19 protein-coding genes are annotated in these 18,634 nt (G+C 39.4%); 12 read left to right on the forward strand and 7 right to left on the reverse strand.

The features are described from left to right. Window positions 1-251: 251 nt before the first annotated feature. From ACZFYI_RS01350 to ACZFYI_RS01360, 3 genes are read left to right on the forward strand one after another with little or no spacing between them, the layout of a single operon-like run. Entirely contained in the window at window positions 252-500 is a 249-nt protein-coding gene (locus ACZFYI_RS01350) for a DUF6364 family protein (protein ID WP_462522323.1), read from the forward strand. Continuing rightward, window positions 500-916, forward strand: coding sequence for a type II toxin-antitoxin system VapC family toxin (locus ACZFYI_RS01355; RefSeq protein WP_462522324.1), 417 nt, complete (start codon window positions 500-502; stop codon window positions 914-916). The genes ACZFYI_RS01350 and ACZFYI_RS01355 overlap by 1 nt, the downstream gene beginning before the upstream one ends. Before the next feature lie 56 nt (window positions 917-972). Then, window positions 973-1,923, forward strand: a complete 951-nt coding sequence (locus ACZFYI_RS01360; RefSeq protein ID WP_462522325.1) for a polysaccharide deacetylase family protein — start codon at window positions 973-975, stop codon at window positions 1,921-1,923. Window positions 1,924-2,075: 152 nt separating this feature from the next. On the opposite strand, the gene ACZFYI_RS01365 is transcribed toward ACZFYI_RS01360, so the two are convergent. Further along, window positions 2,076-2,234 (reverse strand): hypothetical protein, encoded by a 159-nt coding sequence (locus tag ACZFYI_RS01365; RefSeq protein ID WP_462522326.1) that lies wholly within the window; start codon window positions 2,232-2,234, stop codon window positions 2,076-2,078. Between the two features lie 183 nt (window positions 2,235-2,417). Between ACZFYI_RS01365 and ACZFYI_RS01370 the strand changes: the two genes are divergently transcribed. Both ACZFYI_RS01370 and ACZFYI_RS01375 read left to right on the forward strand, forming a co-directional pair. After that, complete coding sequence (locus ACZFYI_RS01370) at window positions 2,418-2,774, forward strand: helix-turn-helix domain-containing protein (RefSeq protein ID WP_462522327.1); 357 nt, start codon at window positions 2,418-2,420, stop codon at window positions 2,772-2,774. Beyond that, a complete protein-coding gene (locus ACZFYI_RS01375; RefSeq protein WP_462522328.1) occupies window positions 2,740-4,086 on the forward strand; it encodes a type II toxin-antitoxin system HipA family toxin in 1,347 nt (448 codons plus the stop codon). Before ACZFYI_RS01370 ends, ACZFYI_RS01375 begins: the two co-directional genes overlap by 35 nt. Before the next feature lie 156 nt (window positions 4,087-4,242). On the opposite strand, the gene ACZFYI_RS01380 is transcribed toward ACZFYI_RS01375, so the two are convergent. From ACZFYI_RS01380 to ACZFYI_RS01395, 4 genes are all read right to left on the reverse strand, one after another. Continuing rightward, window positions 4,243-4,830, reverse strand: coding sequence for a DUF3244 domain-containing protein (locus ACZFYI_RS01380; RefSeq protein WP_462522329.1), 588 nt, complete (start codon window positions 4,828-4,830; stop codon window positions 4,243-4,245). A 390-nt stretch (window positions 4,831-5,220) separates the two neighbouring features. Then, complete coding sequence (locus tag ACZFYI_RS01385) at window positions 5,221-5,727, reverse strand: acyl-CoA thioesterase (RefSeq protein ID WP_462522330.1); 507 nt, start codon at window positions 5,725-5,727, stop codon at window positions 5,221-5,223. Between the two features lie 187 nt (window positions 5,728-5,914). Further along, window positions 5,915-7,108 (reverse strand): succinylglutamate desuccinylase/aspartoacylase family protein, encoded by a 1,194-nt coding sequence (locus tag ACZFYI_RS01390; RefSeq protein ID WP_462522331.1) that lies wholly within the window; start codon window positions 7,106-7,108, stop codon window positions 5,915-5,917. Then, on the reverse strand, window positions 7,108-8,958 hold the full coding sequence (locus ACZFYI_RS01395; protein WP_462522332.1) for a CBS domain-containing protein: 1,851 nt from the start codon (window positions 8,956-8,958) through the stop codon (window positions 7,108-7,110). Before ACZFYI_RS01395 ends, ACZFYI_RS01390 begins: the two co-directional genes overlap by 1 nt. A gap of 222 nt (window positions 8,959-9,180) precedes the next feature. Between ACZFYI_RS01395 and ACZFYI_RS01400 the strand changes: the two genes are divergently transcribed. The 6 genes from ACZFYI_RS01400 to ACZFYI_RS01425 all read left to right on the forward strand — a co-directional run bounded on the left by ACZFYI_RS01400 (window position 9,181) and on the right by ACZFYI_RS01425 (window position 15,944). Continuing rightward, window positions 9,181-9,918, forward strand: coding sequence for a class I SAM-dependent methyltransferase (locus ACZFYI_RS01400; protein WP_462522333.1), 738 nt, complete (start codon window positions 9,181-9,183; stop codon window positions 9,916-9,918). Window positions 9,919-9,950: 32 nt separating this feature from the next. Beyond that, the gene (locus ACZFYI_RS01405) at window positions 9,951-10,880 is read left to right on the forward strand and encodes a bile acid:sodium symporter family protein (protein ID WP_462522334.1); all 930 of its coding nucleotides are present in this window, start codon (window positions 9,951-9,953) and stop codon (window positions 10,878-10,880) included. 18 nt (window positions 10,881-10,898) lie between these two features. Beyond that, window positions 10,899-11,906, forward strand: a complete 1,008-nt coding sequence (locus ACZFYI_RS01410) for a lysophospholipid acyltransferase family protein (protein ID WP_462522335.1) — start codon at window positions 10,899-10,901, stop codon at window positions 11,904-11,906. A 278-nt stretch (window positions 11,907-12,184) separates the two neighbouring features. After that, window positions 12,185-13,279, forward strand: a complete 1,095-nt coding sequence (gene hppD / locus ACZFYI_RS01415; protein ID WP_462522336.1) for a 4-hydroxyphenylpyruvate dioxygenase — start codon at window positions 12,185-12,187, stop codon at window positions 13,277-13,279. A 169-nt stretch (window positions 13,280-13,448) separates the two neighbouring features. Next, entirely contained in the window at window positions 13,449-15,182 is a 1,734-nt protein-coding gene (locus tag ACZFYI_RS01420; RefSeq protein ID WP_462522337.1) for a phospho-sugar mutase, read from the forward strand. Between the two features lie 198 nt (window positions 15,183-15,380). After that, window positions 15,381-15,944: a hypothetical protein gene (locus tag ACZFYI_RS01425; RefSeq protein WP_462522338.1), complete on the forward strand. Its 564-nt coding sequence runs from the start codon at window positions 15,381-15,383 to the stop codon at window positions 15,942-15,944. A 54-nt stretch (window positions 15,945-15,998) separates the two neighbouring features. Here the strand turns inward: ACZFYI_RS01425 and ACZFYI_RS01430 are convergent, their stop codons facing one another. After that, entirely contained in the window at window positions 15,999-16,937 is a 939-nt protein-coding gene (locus tag ACZFYI_RS01430) for a succinylglutamate desuccinylase/aspartoacylase family protein (RefSeq protein WP_462522339.1), read from the reverse strand. Between the two features lie 77 nt (window positions 16,938-17,014). Here ACZFYI_RS01430 and murB point away from each other — a divergent pair, with 77 nt between their 5' ends. After that, the gene (murB, locus tag ACZFYI_RS01435) at window positions 17,015-18,028 is read left to right on the forward strand and encodes a UDP-N-acetylmuramate dehydrogenase (protein ID WP_462522340.1); all 1,014 of its coding nucleotides are present in this window, start codon (window positions 17,015-17,017) and stop codon (window positions 18,026-18,028) included. On the opposite strand, the gene ACZFYI_RS01440 is transcribed toward murB, so the two are convergent. Further along, window positions 18,025-18,516 (reverse strand): deoxycytidylate deaminase, encoded by a 492-nt coding sequence (locus tag ACZFYI_RS01440; RefSeq protein WP_462522341.1) that lies wholly within the window; start codon window positions 18,514-18,516, stop codon window positions 18,025-18,027. The two genes, murB and ACZFYI_RS01440, sit on opposite strands and share 4 nt — an antisense overlap. Between the last annotated feature and the right edge of the window lie 118 nt (window positions 18,517-18,634).

The raw sequence follows: 18,634 nt of genomic DNA on the forward strand, positions 1-18,634 counted from the left end.
GTATTAGAAGTAAATAAAAAAGAACTCGACATTGACTTGGTGGAATTGGCGGAGAATATGGGGGAGAATCTGATGAGGAGGTATAAGTGAGTGGGTTAAGGGTTAGTTGGTTAATTTGGTTATTTGGTTAATGGTTAATTGGTTATTTGAAGCCTTGTTTAAAGAAACATTTTAAATAATATACACGTGTAAAAAATTTAGTATTGACACGTGTAAATATTTTTGCTAGATTGGTATCTAAATTCAAAGCTATGAATACGAAACTGACTTTAACGATTGAGAAATCAGTCATTGAAAACGCCAAAAAATACGCACGTAAGAAAGAAAGGAGTCTATCTGATTTGATTGAAAACTATCTGAAAGCCTTGACCAATGAAGAACCTTTACCTGAAAATGAATTGACTCCGATTGTCAAATCTTTGAAAGGATCATTTAAAATGCCGGAAAATTTCGATTATAAGAAAGAATTAACAGACCGCCTATCTGAAAAATATTTGTAATGGATAAGCTTTTAATAGATACAGATGTTATCCTCGATTTCTTTTTTGACAGAAAGCCTTTTTCAGAAGAAGCATCAAGAATTCTGAGTTTATGTGAAAAAGGAGAAGTCAAAGGTTTTGTTACTTCTATCATGTTGAGCAATGTCTATTATTTATTGCGGAAAACAGCAAACCATGAAAAGGTGATTGAAAATTTAAAAATGCTGATGAACATCATCGATTTCACCACACCAAACAAAAATACTGTCATTGAGGCACTTAACTCTGAATTCAAAGATTTTGAGGATGCACTTCAGAATTTCTCTGCCTTAAATGAAAAAGAAATCAAAGTCATCATTACCAGAAATACCAAAGATTATAAATCGAGCACTTTATCCATAATGACCCCGGAATCTTATCTGAAATCAGTCAAATAGAAAGGTCAATTTGAAATCATAAGTTTATTTGGGCCTCTAATGTTTCCCGAAAAAAAATGAAAATAAAACCGACAATCAAATGGTCTTTCTGCTTACTGACCTACTTTTTCTTTGGAGCGCTGTCTGTCAATAGTCAAACGAATGTGGCTATAACGATAGATGATGTACCAAACACCCGGCAGTTTAAAACGGATCATTTTCAATCACTTTTGCTCGATAAACTGGATTCATTTGATATTCCGGTTGCTGTTTTTATCAATGAAGGTCTGCTCTATAAAACTGATTCAATAGCAAGGAATTTTGAACTCTTGATTGATTGGGCAAAAAAGGATTTTGTCACTCTTGGTAACCATACCTTTAGCCATCCTAGATATTCAGATGTGGGGTATGAAACATTTAAAGAAGATGTTGAAAAAGGTGAATCCATCAGCCGGGAGCTCGCAGGCAAATACAATAAACCTCTCCAATATTTTCGCTTCCCATACAATGACTTGGGAAAAGATTCTGTCCAACAAATTTTGATTGAAAGCTTTCTCAAGGAAAAAAAGTACATCAGCACTCCTTTTACCGTGGAAAGTTCTGATTGGATGTTCAATTTTATCTACGAGTATTATCTTTCCCATTCTGAAACTGAAAAAGCAAAGGAAATCGGTGAGTTATATGTTTCCAAAACCATGGATTATTTCCATTTTTTTGATTCCCTTTCTATGGAAAAATACGGTAGGAAAATAAACCAAATCTACCTTTGTCATGATAACGCTTTGAACTCCAATTACCTTGGTGAAATTGTCCGGAAGTTAAAAGAGGAAAACTACAATTTCATCAGTCTGGAGACTGCTCTGCAAGACACTGCTTATCACCAAGAAAATCGGTATTACCAAAAATGGGGAGTTTCTTGGTTCTATAGGTGGATGTCTGTACAGCAGGAAAGAACCCGTTGGATGAGGTTAGAACCAGATTTGAGTCTGATTGAATCACTTTACCGAGAATTAACAGAAAAAGAATAAAGAAATACAAATGCATATTTTCTTCTCAATTCATAATCCCATAAAAATCAATTAACCAATCAGAATTAATCTTGCTAGCCTGTAATAGGTTTGATATAAAAAAAGCCCTGAAGAATCATCTCTTGGGCTTGGTCTACAGTAGTGGTTTAAGTTTACAAATAAAGGGTTTTTGTTCTTCCGGTTGCGTCAGTGATTTTTAATGACACTTCTTTGTTGGTAAGTTTTTTTAAGCGATAGATTTTGGTAAAAGCCTCTTCTTGGTTGATTTCTTCTGAAAAATCAGCTTTTCCGTTACTGTCTAAATTTTCCACTTTTGTAAATAGCTTTAATAATCCCATCAAATCCTATAATTAATCAAAAAAATGAATGATAAATAATTCATTATATTTTAAATTTACATCTAACGAATGAATAATAATACAGAATAATACAATTAAATTAATTTTTTTATATTTACATGGTATACCATTCACTAAATAAAATAAACATGCTTTATGACTGATAAATCATACAAAGAATGGGTTTCCATGAGTGATAAAGCTTTGATGAAACAGATAGGTGAATTTGTCAAGCATCACCGTATGGAGCAGAACAAGACGCAGGATGTTTTGGCATCAGAAGCAGGCATAAGCCGATCGACTATAAGCCTCCTAGAGCGGGGCGAAACTGTCACAGTCCCTACCCTGATTCAGGTATTGAGGATGTTGGATCAGCTGGGTATCATGGAAGTATTTGAAGTGAGGGAAACCATAAGCCCATTGGCATTGGTCAAAAAACAAAAAGAAAAAAGGCAGCGGGCAAGAAGAAAGTCCGGAATTGAGGAAGAAAAGACTGAAGAAACTGATTGGTGAAGGAATGGAAGCAGCAGCAGTCAAAATATGGGGAGAGTCAGTAGGGGCTGTGGCTTGGGATGAAAAAGCAGGTTTTGCAGTTTTTGAATTTGAGCCAAAATTCAAACAATTAGGCTGGGACCTTTCCCCACTGAAAATGCCGATAGGATCAGGCAAAAGCCAATTTTCATTTCCTGAACTAAGGAAAAGTAAGAACCCGGAATACGACACTTTCAAGGGATTACCCGGGCTTTTAGCAGATGTCTTGCCTGACAGATACGGAAACCAGCTGATCAATATCTGGCTGGCACAGCAGGGACGTCAGCAAGAAAGCATGAACCCTGTAGAAATGCTTTGCTTTATCGGCACACGTGGAATGGGAGCTTTGGAGTTTGAACCTACAGTCCTTAAAGAAACCAAAAGAACATTCTCTATTGAAATAGACAGTCTGGTGGATACTGCCCGGAGGTTGCTCAACCAGAAGGAGACATTTACCTCCAATCTTAAAAAAGATGAAGAACAAGCGCTAACGGAGATTCTCAAAATCGGCACTTCAGCAGGAGGTGCCCGCCCGAAGGCGCTCATAGCATGGAATGAAAAAACCGGGGAGGTCAAGTCAGGCCAAACAGCCGCTCCCAAAGGTTTTGGGCAATGGCTGATCAAATTGGATGGTGTCAGTGAGGTGCAGTTGGGCAGCAGTCATGGCTATGGAAGGGTGGAAATGGCTTATCATAACATGGCCAAAGCATGTGGTATAGAGATGATGCCTTCGAGACTGCTTGAAGAAAATGGAAGGGCACATTTTTTCACAAAACGCTTTGACCGAGAGGACGGAGAAGTAAAGCACCATGTTCAAACCTTCTGTGCCCTGAAGCATTTTGACTACAATATGGTTAATAGTTTTAGTTACGAGCAGCTTTTCCAATGTATGCGGGAATTGAAATTGACCTATGCCGATGCTACACAAATGTTCAGAAGAATGGTATTCAATGTGATCGCCCGCAACTGTGATGACCATACCAAGAATTTTTCGTTTTTATTGAAGCAGGAAGGCAAATGGCAATTGGCTCCTGCATACGACCTTTGCCATGCATTTCGTCCCGGAAGCGAGTGGGTAAGCCAACATGCACTAAGCATCAACGGCAAACGAAAAGACATTAGCAAGCTGGATTTGATGGCAGTTGGAGAATCCATACGATGTAAAAATGCCTCTGAAATCATTGAGGAGATCAGCGAAACGGTCCAACAATGGAAAAACTTTGCGGATGAGGTACAGGTAAACCCCAAACTCAGGGATGAAATAGCAGGTACACTTTTAAACTTAAATCAATAAATCCAGTAGCCTATTGATTTGGATCTAAATATCTAGAATTGACCAACAGAAAAATATTAGTATTGCTCAGAGAGGATTTTACGATCAAAGTCCTTTTACACAAAAAAAACCCTGAAGAATCAACTCCAGGGCTTGGTCTACAATAGTGGTTTAAGTTTACAAATAAAGGGTTTTTGTTCTTCCGGTTGCGTCAGTGACTCTCAAAGACACATCTTTGACACTCATGTTTTTTAGGTGGTAGATTTTGGTAAAAGCCTCTTCTTGGTTGATTTTTTCTGAAAAAACAGCTTTTCCGTTACTGTCTAAAATTTCCACTTTTGTTCCCGGCTTTTCCAATCCGATGACTGCCAATCTGAAAGAATTTTCATCAAGACTCTTGCCGTATGCCATCAATGGAAGCGGGGCCGGTGCCTCTTTGGTTTCGAAGGTATAGACCATTTTATCAGCACTTGGCTCTTTGATATTGCTTTCTATCGACACCTGGTATTCTCCGGCAGGAAGCTGTGAAAGGTCATAAGGAACCTGTATATCTTCTTTAACTTTGACAAATTGCTGATGAAGCTTGTGTCCCTCACTGTCGAGGATTTCTAGTTTTACTTTGCCCAATCCTTCTTTCAAAGAGATGGCTACCTTTTTGTCTTTGGAACGTACTGAAGATAATTCTTCGATTCCTTCATTTGAAGCGTTTGCAAAGCTGGCTACACCTAGTGTGGCGGCTAATGCTAATGTGAGTAATTTTTTCATTTTGTGTGGTTGTTTATAAGTTGGTATGATCTCTTATCCATCTTCTGTACCAAAAAAAAATGGCATGCTCACAGGAGATTCCGATGTTAAAAAGAATTAACACAAACGTCACGTGTTTAACATTCAATCGATTGCGGAAAAATTCTTAAAACCCAAAAACTGTATTATCCTGATACAATCATACAGTAAAGTGTCCTTTTTCGTGACAGATTTTGGTAAAAAACTAAAAACACCAAGTTCCAAAAGGTTGCATCAGACTCAAGATTTTAACTATAATTAATTTTGAAAAAAAATTGAAAAATATTTTTGCCGAATATCAAATAAAAAAACCTGTACGGTTTTGTACAGGTTCCGTTCTACAACGGTCAAGTATAGCGGACAAATAGCTAGTTATAATTCTGATTTAATGATTTTGACCCTTTCAGAAATAGTCATATTGCTGATATCGAGGTTTTCTGTAGTCGCTTTTAGGAATTCTAGGACCGCGCCATCATGGTCCGTGGATAATCCTTCCTTGACTGTGACATATCGCATTGTGGTCCAAAGTACAGTTTTGAGTTCCTTCCGAGAGTCATCAGTCATGTAGTATTCTACGACGATCGTGTTGTGGTTGTACCATAGCAGGCGGCTCATGATACGAACCCACTCCCCTACTTTTGCAGGACGGACGTAGGAGATGTTGTGGTTATAGACGACCCAAGCGGATTTGTACTTTCTGATAAAATCAATCACCTCCACCCCATAGAGCTTCGGCACCTGATCTTCACGGGCGTTAAAAAAATAATCAAAGTATTTGGCATTGTTAAGGTGCTGCAACGGATCACAATCCTGAAACCTGATGACTACACGACTTTCGGTTTCTTTTGGATAATGCTTTTCGGGATTGTATTCAAACATCTTAGATGGGTTTTAGGATGGAACAAAATGAATTTAGGGATTTGTTCCTTTTGATGAGAATAAATTGGTTAATGGTTATTGGGTAATTCGTGATCGGTTATTGGGTTATTTTTTTGAAGGGGAGGAATTGGAATCGAAAAATAGCTCAGTTATTATATAAATATCTCGAAAGTCAGCCACATCAAAACTACCACCACCCCTCATTCCTGTACATTTTCTTTTTGGAGGCTTTTTCACGGTTATATAGCCTAAGGTATTGTGAATCCAATTGTCTAACCCGGTATCCGAGCAAATGAAATAGCGGCTTGGTCATAAATTTAGCAATATTGAGATCTACCCGCAGGATTTCCTTGTCCCTATTTTCCCATTTCACCCCGGGAAGCAAAGTGAAGATGTTGTCGATTTTTATTTTCCTCAAAAAAGCCGAGAGCTTAAGGGCAATTGCTGGAATCTTTCGGATAATAAAAAACCCATCACTTCCCTGATTTTGGTACAGCGGCATAAACAACCTTCCATCATAAGCCGAAAGAACAGGCAATGCATTATTGGTCGCAAGGAGTGTTCCTCTTTTGATTTTTTGAAAGCTTTCAAATCCGGGAAGCATTTTAAAAACATCCACACCGATGATCCTGTGTAGGTAGACCACTTCGAAAATATCACGCACGTAATTGGCCGCTTGCTCAAGTTGCATTGTATACTTATTATAATCCTCTATGTCTAGCTTCCCAAGGACTCCTGCCTCCACCAAAATCTTGTAAGAAAAAGCAACCGCGTTGCTGACAGCATCAGGATCACTATGCTGTCCTGATTCGAAGCCAATGGCAACATATCCCAACTGATTGATGTAGCTGAGCATAGGTCCCTCAAGGTACTCTTCGATTCCAAGTACAATTGGTACTGGAAATTGTCTGGCAAACTTCCTGTTTATCATCGAATCATTGATGGTAATAAAAGGAAGGGTTTTGCTGGAAGTGGTATGGTAATCGATAAAATAAAAGGGGCCTTTTTCGGTTTTTAGGGTTTCTTTCAGAAAATCCAATAATTCTAATAGTTCCTTTTCCTCTTCTAAAAGTACCTTTTTGTTCTGCACCGTTTTGATGTTTGACTTGGTCCAAAGTCTGTTGAGGTCCATATCCATAAATCTCCTCCCTTGAGACAAAGCTCTGAGATTGCCCCGGATAGCATAGATTGTTCCACGAAGGTTTTTCCTTTTTTGAGAAAGGCAAACAAAAACCTCCTGCAATGCCAAGACACCGGCAGGTTCATTGCCATGGATTCCTGCAAAAAACAATACTATAGGCCCAGGTTTTTCACCTTTCAATTTTTCGATGACCCTGTCAGTAGCCATTTCCGGTTTTGGGGTGAAGGTTTGGGTATTCATTATAAGTCATTTGAAGTCAATATTCCGATGAGTTTGTTTCCCCTTACAACCGGCAAGGCGTGGATATTATGTTTCTCCATTAATTCCCTCGCTTCATCCATAGTGCTGTCCTGCCCGATTGTGATCAGTTCGGTTTTCATAAGTGACTTTACAGTGGCATTGGTAGCATTGCCTTTTTCAAAAAGCAATTTCACGTCTGTCCATGACAATATCCCCACCAATTCCTTTTCTCGCTTTATAACAGGCATATGGTGGATGTTTTTCCATTTCATCATGTGTGCGACCAATTCGATGGAATCATTTTCTTCTACAGAAAAAATATCAGTACTCATGAAATGGTGGACTTTTTTGGTAATGTTAAATTGGGACATCGCTTCGGGAGGAAGAACTTCCCACTCCGAAACAGGCTTTCCGCTTTCTTGATTAAGGTACATGTTTGCCGTCAATATCTGTAAAGCTGCGTCAGGCTTTTTGATGCTCAGCAGATTCCGATAGCTTTTAGTGATCCATTCAGAACCATTGTTGGATATTATCCGATTTTGGATGACATCAAGGTATTTCTCTATGTCCACCTTATCAACACCTGCTTTTGCCAAGCCTTCTTTTGCCATGGGCAAGAATACCTCCAACAACAAATTCTTAGCTGTGTATAATTTTCCTTCCCAAAGGAATTGGGCAGCCATTCCATACCTTGCGGCGGCCAAAAAATTGGATTTTACATCTTTGAAATCCATCATACTGTGAATCTGCCTGTATTTTTCAGGTTTCCCTTTCATCAATCCCACCCAAAAAGCCATGTTGGCAACCTGATCGACGACAGTAGGTCCTGATGGAATATACCTGCATTCTATCCTAAGGTGTGGTTTGCCATCACTCACCCCAAAACAGGCACGGTTCCATCGGTAGACTGTGCCGTTGTGAAGACAGAGGGCTTGCAGTTTGGGGATTTTCCCATTTTCAAGAAGTTCTACGCTGTCATTTTCAAAGTCTGCTGTCAGGATACTCCGAAACCTTGCCACATTGTCTTTGAAAACATCAGAGATGGTTCCCGTCTGCCATTTGCTCTCAAAACTGACCCTAGGCTGGTTTTCATTGAGCAAAAATGAATTGGCCCTGATATCTACACTTTGGGTAAAAAGGGCAATCCTCGTCTCACTCCATAATTCCTTCCCAAAAAGCAATGGCGAATTGCAACAGGCGGCCAAAACGGGACCCGTGATAGCCTTGGACCAATTGAACGTGTCTACAAACTCATCAGGGTCCACCTGTAGGTGCATCTGGAAACTTGTATTGCATCCCTCGAGCATGACAGAATCATGAAGCATTATAACCTCATCTACGCCTTTGATATGAATACTAAAATCCTGACCTCGGGATTCCTTGGCGGCTTCATTTAAGGCAAAATAGCGGTCAACAGCAGTCATGCTATCCAAAGTTGTATGCTTTGGTGCTATGGTTGGTAAAATACCTGTAATCAGAATTCTGGATTCAGATTTTTCGGCAGCTGCTTTGGCTTTTTCCATTAAAGCATTGAGGTCCCGATGCAGTTCGGAAAAACAATTCTTACCAAGGCTTATGGGATCAGAATTGATTTCGAGGTTATAGTTTCCGATTTCGGTGGTAAAGTGTTTGTCATCGATTTCCTTCAGAACCTGAAGGGAATTGTTGTTTGGCAAAAACTCCGCATCTACAATACAGAATTCCAGTTCGGCACCGATGCGGATCGGTGACTTTTCAATCATACCCCTCTGAATCATCAGCTCGAGCGCTTCCAAGTCCCGCACCAAATGATGAAGGTAAACCGCCTTTTGTTTTTTGCCTTTTAGTTTTTGGACATTTTTTGAACCCATTTTTCCTCCTCTATTATCTGTGAAGCTATGAAAAATCAAACCTGGAAAACATGAGAAATATCATTGTTGGTATTGATATTTATTTCCTATGCATAAAATCGGAATTATTTAAAGCCTGAACTGCAAAACCTCAATCAGAAATCTAAATCAATAATTGACATTATTTTATTAAGTTTGAGATCAAGCTTTGAGCTTTTCACAAAAAGAACAAAAGTGACCACTATGAACCGAACAGAGCTAATCCAAGAGATTTTTAGCAATAAAACCTTTACCAATTATCTCGAAATAGGTTGTCGAAAAGGAAAATCCTTTTTACCTGTAAGGGCAAAAAACAAAACGGCTGTTGATCCTGTCTTCAAAATTCCGATCACTAGAAAAATGAAATGGCTGATAAAATGGCCTAGTAACAGTAAGAACAATTATTTTGAAGAAGAGAGCGATACCTTTTTTGCCAAAAGAAAGACCTATCTCAATCAACTAGGTCATCTTGATATCGTGCTGGTAGATGGCTTGCATAATTTTAGGACTTCGCTCAACGACGTTCTAAATTCCTTGATTTACCTCAATCCCAAAGGACTCATCCTCATGCACGATTGCTATCCACCAACAGCAGCAGCTGCCTTCCCTTCTGAGTTTTTCCCATCTAAGGAAGAACAAAAAAACATAGAAGGATGGTCAGGTGAATGGTGTGGGGATGTCTGGAAATCTGTGGTTTACCTGATTAGAAAATACCCTTATGATTTGGAAGCAGGTGTCATCAACACAGATTACGGATTGGGATTTGTGATGCCAAAATCCGGCTTGAAGGAAATGGATTTTAAAATAGATGAGAAATTATTTGCCGAAATAGACAAACTCACCTATGAGGACATGATGAAAGACCCTCAAGGAATAATCAACCTAAAGGAAGCAAGTCATACAGGATATATCATTTCGAAGATAACTTCCCGCTCAAAATGATTACATTTCTCCTTTGACCCTCCTAATAACAAATGATCGAAGCCCTTGACAGCAGTACTTTAAATTTCAATCAGGAATCACTTTTCCTGCTAAATATCTCACTGGCGATCATCATGTTTGGAGTTGCCTTGGAGCTTAGGATGGTTGATTTCAAGTACATTGCCAAAAACCCAAAGGCCTTTTGGTTGGGTATCTGTTCACAATTCTTTTTCTTGCCTTTCCTGACCTTGTTGTTGGTTTACCTAATCAGCCCACCGCCTTCTGTAGCATTGGGAATGTTTTTGGTGGCGGCATGCCCTGGAGGAAATGTTTCAAATTTTCTTACCCACCTGGCAAAAGGCAATACCGCCCTTTCCGTTTCTCTGACAGCCTTTTCCACAGGATTTTCAATCTTTATTACCCCATTCAACTTTGCTTTATGGTCGGGGCTTTATAGACCTACTGCCGATTTGCTCCAAGAGATTTCGCTTTCTTACTTTGATGTTTTCCAGACTGTAGCACTGATTTTGGGTATTCCCTTGATATTGGGTATGATGGTCAACAACCGATTTCCAAATTGGGCGGCCAAAGCGACCAAAATACTTAAGCCCGTAAGTATCCTTATTTTTGCGGCTTTTGTTGTCGTTGCATTCATAGGCAATTATAATTTGTTTTTAAAGTTCATCGGATTGATTTTCCTTTGGGTTTTGGGCCATAATTTTGTCGCTCTTTTTTCGGGTTATTCCATTGCAAAAATCGGTAAATTGAATCTTGCTGACACCAAAACTTTAACAATAGAGACTGGAATTCAAAATTCCGGCTTGGCTTTGGTATTGATTTTCACCTATTTCGAAGGATTGGGAGGAATGGCAATCATTGCCGCATGGTGGGGCATCTGGCATATCATTTCCGGTATGAGCCTGGCAATGATCTGGAAAAAGGTCAAAGAAATAAATCCCCGATATATCACGCAAAATGAATAGGAAAGGAAAATCAGATTAATGAAAAACCTGTTTAACGCCCTTTTAAGGCTAATTGTCAAAGTGGCCCTGCATGTTTACTTTTCCAAAATCAAAGTATATGGAAAAGAAAAAATCCCAAAAGGCAAAGCTGTTCTCATCGTATCCAATCATCAGAATGCTTTAATTGATCCGATATTAATCGCTACCCATACCAATCTCAAACCTCATTTTTTGACTAGAGCCTCAGTATTCAAAAAGTCATTAGTTGCAAAATTGCTCGACTTTATCAGAATGATCCCCATCTACAGGGTGAGAGACGGAATCAACAACATGGAGAAAAACAATGAAACCTTTGACAAGAGTGTCAACATTCTTTTGGAAAAAGGAAGCATTGTGATTTTTGCCGAAGGAAACCACAGCAACCAAAGAAATCTGAGACCTTTGAAAAAAGGGTTTGCGCGGATCGCATACCAAACTCTGGAAAAAGACCCTGACCTTGATTTGGTCATACTTCCTGTAGGCATCAATTATAGCAACCACCGATTTTCGGGAAGTAAGGTAAGTTTAGTATTTGGCATACCCATCAGACCAAAAGACTACTTTCCTCTTTTTGAACCATTGATTTCTGCCACATCCAAAGCCTTAGAGCCTTTGGTCAGTACCATTCCTGAATCTGATTATGAAAACAAACTTGAATCATTGATACAAAACAGGATTGACCTCACCCACCCGGAAGATGTCCGGAAATTTTTATTAAGTGAAAATCCCAAATCCCCTTCCAAACCTTATTTAAGGCCCTATTTTTCAAACAAAGTCATGAAAGTGCTTCACTTTCCAATTTATTGGATTTGGCTTTTGATCCAGCCAAAAATTGATGACAAGGTTTTCTTTGCCACTTTCAAATTTGTAATCGGCTTGGTGATGATTCCTGTTTGGTATGGGTTTTTGATCTTTGGATTACCCAAAATGGGTCTGGTAGAATGGTCATTTTCTTGGGCTTTTTTGGGAGTGATTTACCTTTTGGCTAATCGAAACGGGCAGGAGTAGGAAGGTGGGAAGTTGGGAGGATGGATGTTAATAGGTTAGAAAGTTTTGAAACAATTGAAAATTATAAAGTTGTTAATCCATTTTCAACAGTTATAGAGCCTGTAAGAAAAAATCTCCTCTGAAACTGATCACTACCAACTGCGACTGACCACTGAGACTGAGACTGCCAACTGAATACTAACCACTGCGACGTAAAACTGACCTCCAAAAACCACCCATTTTCCTCCTCATTTTCCTATATTTGGGACAAGAATAAATAAACCCAAAAACAATAGCTCATGAAACAGGATTTTCTTCCCATCAACGGGACAGACTATGTTGAATTGTATGTCGGCAATGCCAAGCAATCTTCACTTTTTTACCAATATGCCTTTGGATATGAATTGATCGCCTATGCAGGACCTGAGACAGGCGTCAGGGACCGTGCTTCGTATGTTTTGAAGCAAGACAAAATCAGGCTAGTCCTTACTACCCCATTAAAGGAAAATCACCCCATCGCAGACCATATCAAAAAACATGGAGACGGTGTCAAAGTATTGGCACTATGGGTAGATGATGCAGCGCATTCTTTTTCAGAAACAGTGACCCGAGGCGGCATTCCCTATGAAGAACCGAAAGTTACAAAAGATGAATTTGGAGAAGTAGTGACTGCCTCTATCCGGACTTATGGCGAAACCATACATACATTTGTGGAGAGAAAAAATTACAAAGGCATATTCTTACCAGGATACAAACCAAGGAAAAGTGAATACAAAGCAACTCCAATCGGTTTAAAATACATCGACCACTGCGTGGGCAATGTGGGATGGGGCGAAATGAACAAATGGGTGGACTTCTATGAAAATGTCATGGGCTTTACTCTTTTGATTACTTTCGATGACAAAGATATTTCTACTGAATATTCCGCCTTGATGTCCAAGGTTGTATCCAATGGCAATGGCTTTATCAAATTCCCGATCAATGAACCTGCTGAAGGCAAAAAGAAATCACAGATTGAAGAATACCTTGATTTTTACAATGGCCCTGGTGTACAGCATATGGCGATAGCGACCGACGACATCGTGCATACTGTTTCGGAGTTGAGAAAAAGAGGAGTCGAGTTTTTGGAAGTTCCTGCCTCCTATTATGATGATTTGTTGGATAGGGTCGGCAAAATTGAAGAGGACCTTCAACCCCTAAAGGACCTTAACATATTGGTGGATAGAGATGAAGAAGGCTACCTGCTACAGATTTTTACCAAACCTGTACAGGACCGTCCCACCCTTTTCTTTGAAATCATCCAAAGAAAAGGAGCTAAATCCTTTGGCAAAGGAAATTTCAAGGCATTGTTTGAAGCCATTGAAAGAGAGCAGGAACTCAGGGGAAATCTTTAGGGTAAAAATGCAAAAGCTGAAAAGTAAATGATCAGAAGTTATCCTGGTTTCAGCCTTTTACTGATTGACTTATTGGCTTAATCCTATAATATTTCTACATTTTACATAAGGAATGCAGGTAATTTTATTGAAATATTTAAATTAGAAATTCATTCAAAATTTTTCACAGATGACAACAGTAGATCCTATGATTTTGGCCAAAGCAAACAGCTGGCTGAACAGTAACATTGACGAAAAGAGTAAAAAAGAAATAAAGGCCCTGCTTGAAGCCCCTGACAAAACTGAGTTGATTGACTCTTTTTACCGAGACCTAGAATTTGGAACGGGAGGTTTGAGGGGCTTGATGGGTGTAGGATCCAACAGGATGAACGTCTATACTGTTGCCATGGCAACTCAGGGATTGGCAAATTATCTTTTAAAATGCTTTCCGGGTGAAGAGATCAAAGTGGCTATTACGCATGATTGCCGTATCAACAACACGCTTTTTGCGGAAACCACCGCCAATGTATTTACCGCCAATGGCATCAAAGTAAAATATTTCAGGGAAATGCGACCAACACCGATGTTGTCTTTTGCTATCCGACATTTTGGATGTAAAAGTGGCGTAATGGTCACTGCATCTCACAATCCTAAGGAATACAATGGTTACAAAGCCTATTGGGATGATGGTGGACAGGTAGTCGCTCCTCACGATAAAAACATCATCGATGAGGTCTTGAAAATCACCTCCATGGATGATGTCAATTGGAATAAAGATGATGATCTGATCGAATTCATAGAAGAGGATTTTGATAAAATCTATTTGGACTTGGTCAAAAAACTCAGTCTATCCAAAAATGAAATCCTGGCACAAAAAAACATGCCAATCGTCTTCTCTCCCATTCATGGCGCTTCCGGCAAAATGGTCCCTGCGGCACTGAAAGGTTTTGGATTTGAAAATGTACATATTGTAAAAGAACAGGAAAAGCCTGACGGCACTTTCCCTACAGTGATTTATCCCAATCCTGAAGAAGCAGAGGCGCTTACAATGGCCATTGAGCTCGGAAAGAAAACAGGTGCAGAACTTGTATTGGCCTGTGACCCTGATGGTGATCGCTATGCAGCCTGTGTCCCTGATGGTAAAGGCGGTTACGACTTATTGAACGGAAACCAAACCGGTTCTTTGCTGACCTACTACCTTTTGAGCAAATGGAAAGAACTTGGAAAGCTTGATGGAGACCAATTTATGGTAAACACCATTGTGACCACCGAACTCATCGATGAAATCTGTAAAGGCTTTGGGGTAACCTGCTTTTCGGTATTGACAGGATTCAAGAATATAGCTGAGGTAATACGGAACCTTGAAGGCAAAAAGCAATTTATCGGGGGTGGTGAAGAAAGTTATGGCTATCTCGTCGGGGATTTTGTCAGAGATAAAGATGGGGTTTCAGCCTGTGCGATGGTTTCCGAAATAGTGGCTTATTACAAATCCCAAGGCAAAACTGTCCAAAATGTCCTGGCGGAGATTTATACACAATATGGTTTCTATAAAGAATCCTTGATCTCTGTCACCAAAAAAGGTAAAGATGGGGCAGAACAGATCCAAAAGTTAATGTCCGGTTTCAGAACCAACAGACCAACTGAAATGAACGGAGTCAAAGTTGTGAAAGTAGTGGATGTCAAAGAAAGCAAAGTATATGATACTGTCAATGGTACAGAATCCCCACTTCAAATGGACAAATCGAACGTCATCCAGTTTTATTTGGCAGATGGAAGCAAGATTTCTGCAAGACCTTCAGGAACAGAACCTAAGATCAAATATTATTTCTCAGTCAATGAACCCCTTCCCAATAAAGAGGCTTATAAAGCAGTAGAATCATCATTGGAAAGGAAAATTGAAGGTCTAAAAAAATTCTTCAGTTAATAGGCAAAATAGCTAAAACGTAAATAAGCCACTCCCGAATTAAGGAGTGGCTTATTTTTTTAAAGGGCTTGATTAATGTTAAAAAACCCAATCCAAAAGTAATTTGCTAACATAAATTTAATTTTTACCCTATTTTTGTGCCTTGCAAAACATCCACACGCCAAGAATTTTCGTTATTTCAAAAAATTCCAACTCATTATGAAAAATACTATCGTATCCATTCTCTTGCTATTCGCGGTGTTTTCCTTTTCTTCCTGTGAAAAAGAAGACCCAAAACCTGATTATTATTACAGTTTTAAAGTGAATGGCGTGCAAAAAGAATTTCGTATAAACAGCGAAGCGGGAATTACATTCCTAGAAGATGGACCAAACAGATTCACACTGTTTAATATGGTGACAGGAAAAGAGCTGAGCAAAAATGCGGTGATCATGTCATTTCGGAATACCGAACAAATAGAGTTGGGGCTAAGGTACATCATGCAAAACCCAATAATGGTAAATGGATCATTAGTCCCCTCCTTGGCATTGATTTATTTTGACGAAAACGGAAAGGAATTTGGAGCTACTTTATTACAGAGTGAAAATCCAGGCGCTTTGGACGATAGCTCATTCAAAATTACAGAATTCACCACAGAAGGTTCAGTAGGAGAATTTGAAGGAGTGATTTTTGACCTTTCAGATACAGGCCCACTTGATCAAAGAACGCAGGTACTGATTACAGAGGGGAAGTTTTTCCTTCCTAATTTTATTTCAAATCTATAATTTCAAAATGCCGTCCTAAGAAAATAAATCCCCGGGACGGCTTTTTTTTTACAATCAAACTCTACCAACATGCACCAATGCATCGCCTGAGTTGACTACCGGGTTATTGTTCAGACCCACCACGTGGCCATTGTGCGTAGCCTTAACCGGAACTTTTACTTGTCCATAAGGATCGGTGATTTTCGCCAAAATCTGACCTTTTTTCACTTCATCACCCAAATTTACTGTTGAAGTGAATATCCCTGAAACTTTTGCCCTCACCCATGAGCTTTCCGAAATCATAATAGTAGGCTTTGAAGGGACAATCCCCTCCATCATTCCCAAATGAATCAGCATCCTCTGGGTGCCCAATAGCGCTTCTTCCACGGCATAATTATCGAGTCTCATAGATTCTCCTCCTTCATATACCAATATATGTTTTCGGCGCTTATAGGCTTCTTTTCTAAAAGATTTGTCAATATGTGGTGAATTCAGAATGTAATGCGTTCCAAAAGCATTAGCAAGTTCCAACCCTTTTTTATCCTTATAATCAACCCTGATCTGGGGATAATTGGAAAGCATCCTGCCTCCGGTATGAAAATCAATGCCATAATCTATCAAAGGAATGATGTCGTTGGACAAAATGAATGCGATCTGGGATGCCAATGACCCTTTTTTATTTCCCGGGAAACTTCTATTCAGGTCTCTTCCATCCGGAAATGTCCTTGAACTGCTCAAAAACCCATAAACATTCACAAGAGGCATAAAAATAACTGTTCCTTTTGTAAGCGAAATAAGGTTCTCTTCCAACATCCTCCTGACTGCAACTATCCCGTTGATCTCATCACCATGGACTCCACCTGAAATCAAAACGACCGGACCTTCCTCTTTGGCCCGGTTGATAAAAATCGGAAGATCGATCAAAGTATGGGTAGGCAATCTTGCGATGGCAATGTCAATATTCATCGATTGACCGGGTCTGACTTTGACCCCATTGATGACCATTTCTTTCATAGGTGTTCATTCTAAAAGCTCCTTATTCTTTCTATTTGACCAAATTCTTGTTTAATTCGCAGCATCGGATCAATGCCATGAATATACAAGAAAACATTTCTCTATTACCTTTCAATACTTTTGGAATTGATAAAAATGCTAGATTTTTTGCTGTTGCCAAATCCACTGATGAAGTAAAGCAACTCATCTTAAAATCAGAAGAAATGAAGCTTCCTCTTTTCATTTTGGGAGGGGGAAGCAATGTCCTTTTGACCAAAGACCTCGGGGCCTTGGTAATAAAAATGGAAATCAAAGGTTTTGATTTGGTCGGGGAAAATGAAGAGGGGGTCTTGGTTAAAGTTGGTGCCGGTGAAAACTGGCACGACTTTGTCATGTATTGCATCCAAAACAATTGGGCAGGAGTGGAAAATCTTTCCTTGATCCCGGGAACAGTAGGCGCTTCTCCGATGCAAAATATCGGTGCTTACGGAGTGGAAATCAAAGAGGTTTTTGATCATTTGGAAGCCATAGACAGAAATACCCTTGAAATCAGAAGGTTTTCCTCGGAGGAATGTAAGTTTGGATATAGGGAGAGTGTTTTCAAGACTGACCTGAAGGATCAATATATCATCACACACGTTGTTTTCAGGTTATCAAAACACCCCAAAATCAATGCTGAATACGGAGCAATCAAGCAAACATTGGTAGAAAAGGGAATCCAATCCCCTACTATCAAAGACATCAGCGAAGCTGTTATCGAAATCAGAAAAAGCAAATTGCCTGATCCTGCTATCATTGGAAATGCAGGGAGTTTTTTCAAAAATCCTACAGTTCCGGTCTTCACATTTGAAAAAATAAAATCACATTACCCCGGTATTCCAGGCTTCCCTAATGAGGAGGGTATCAAAATTCCTGCTGCATGGCTTATTGAACAGGCTGGATGGAAGGGGAAAAGATTTGGCAAAATCGGGGTACACCAATATCAGCCTCTAGTCTTGGTCAATTATGGAGGTGGAGAGGGAACCGACATCAAAGACCTGAGCAAAAAAATCCAAGAATCTGTGCTTGCTAAATTTGATGTTTTACTCCATCCCGAAGTGAATTTCCTTTAGATCAAAGGATCTTCAAAAATTACTTCCTTTTCATATTTAAAAACCTCAACACCGAATTTTTTCAAAAATTCAAGCCCTTCATCAAAAGGCAAACCCTTGTATTCTGCATAAGAATACATGTACACCACTTTGACAATTCCCATAGAAAAGATAATCCTTGCGCAGGCAAGACATGGGGCCAAAGTCACATAAAGAGTCGATCCTTCGACGGAAGTGCTGTTTTTCACAGCATAAAGTATTGCATTTTGCTCTGCATGCAACGCTAGCGTGCAGCTTCCTTTGCTGTCTCTGGCACATCCTGTATCGGGAAATTCTTCGTCACAGTTGTGTGTCCCTGCGGGTGGCCCGTTATACCCAATAGAGATAATCCTTGTTTCTTTGGTCAATACTGCCCCAACATGCTTTTTGATACAGTGGGACCTTTTGGCAAGGTTGACTGCCAATTCCATATAAATATCATCAAAATGGGGCCTATTCGTATTCTTCATCTAAATCAATTTTCATCAGCAATTTATTCCCTTTCCTGTCAATTTTAATCAAAACCCAAAAGTAATAAAACAGATAAACAATCTGGGAAAAATCAAAAAATACTGGATTTGTGTGAAA

It is taken from the genome of Aquiflexum sp., from assembly GCF_977115555.1.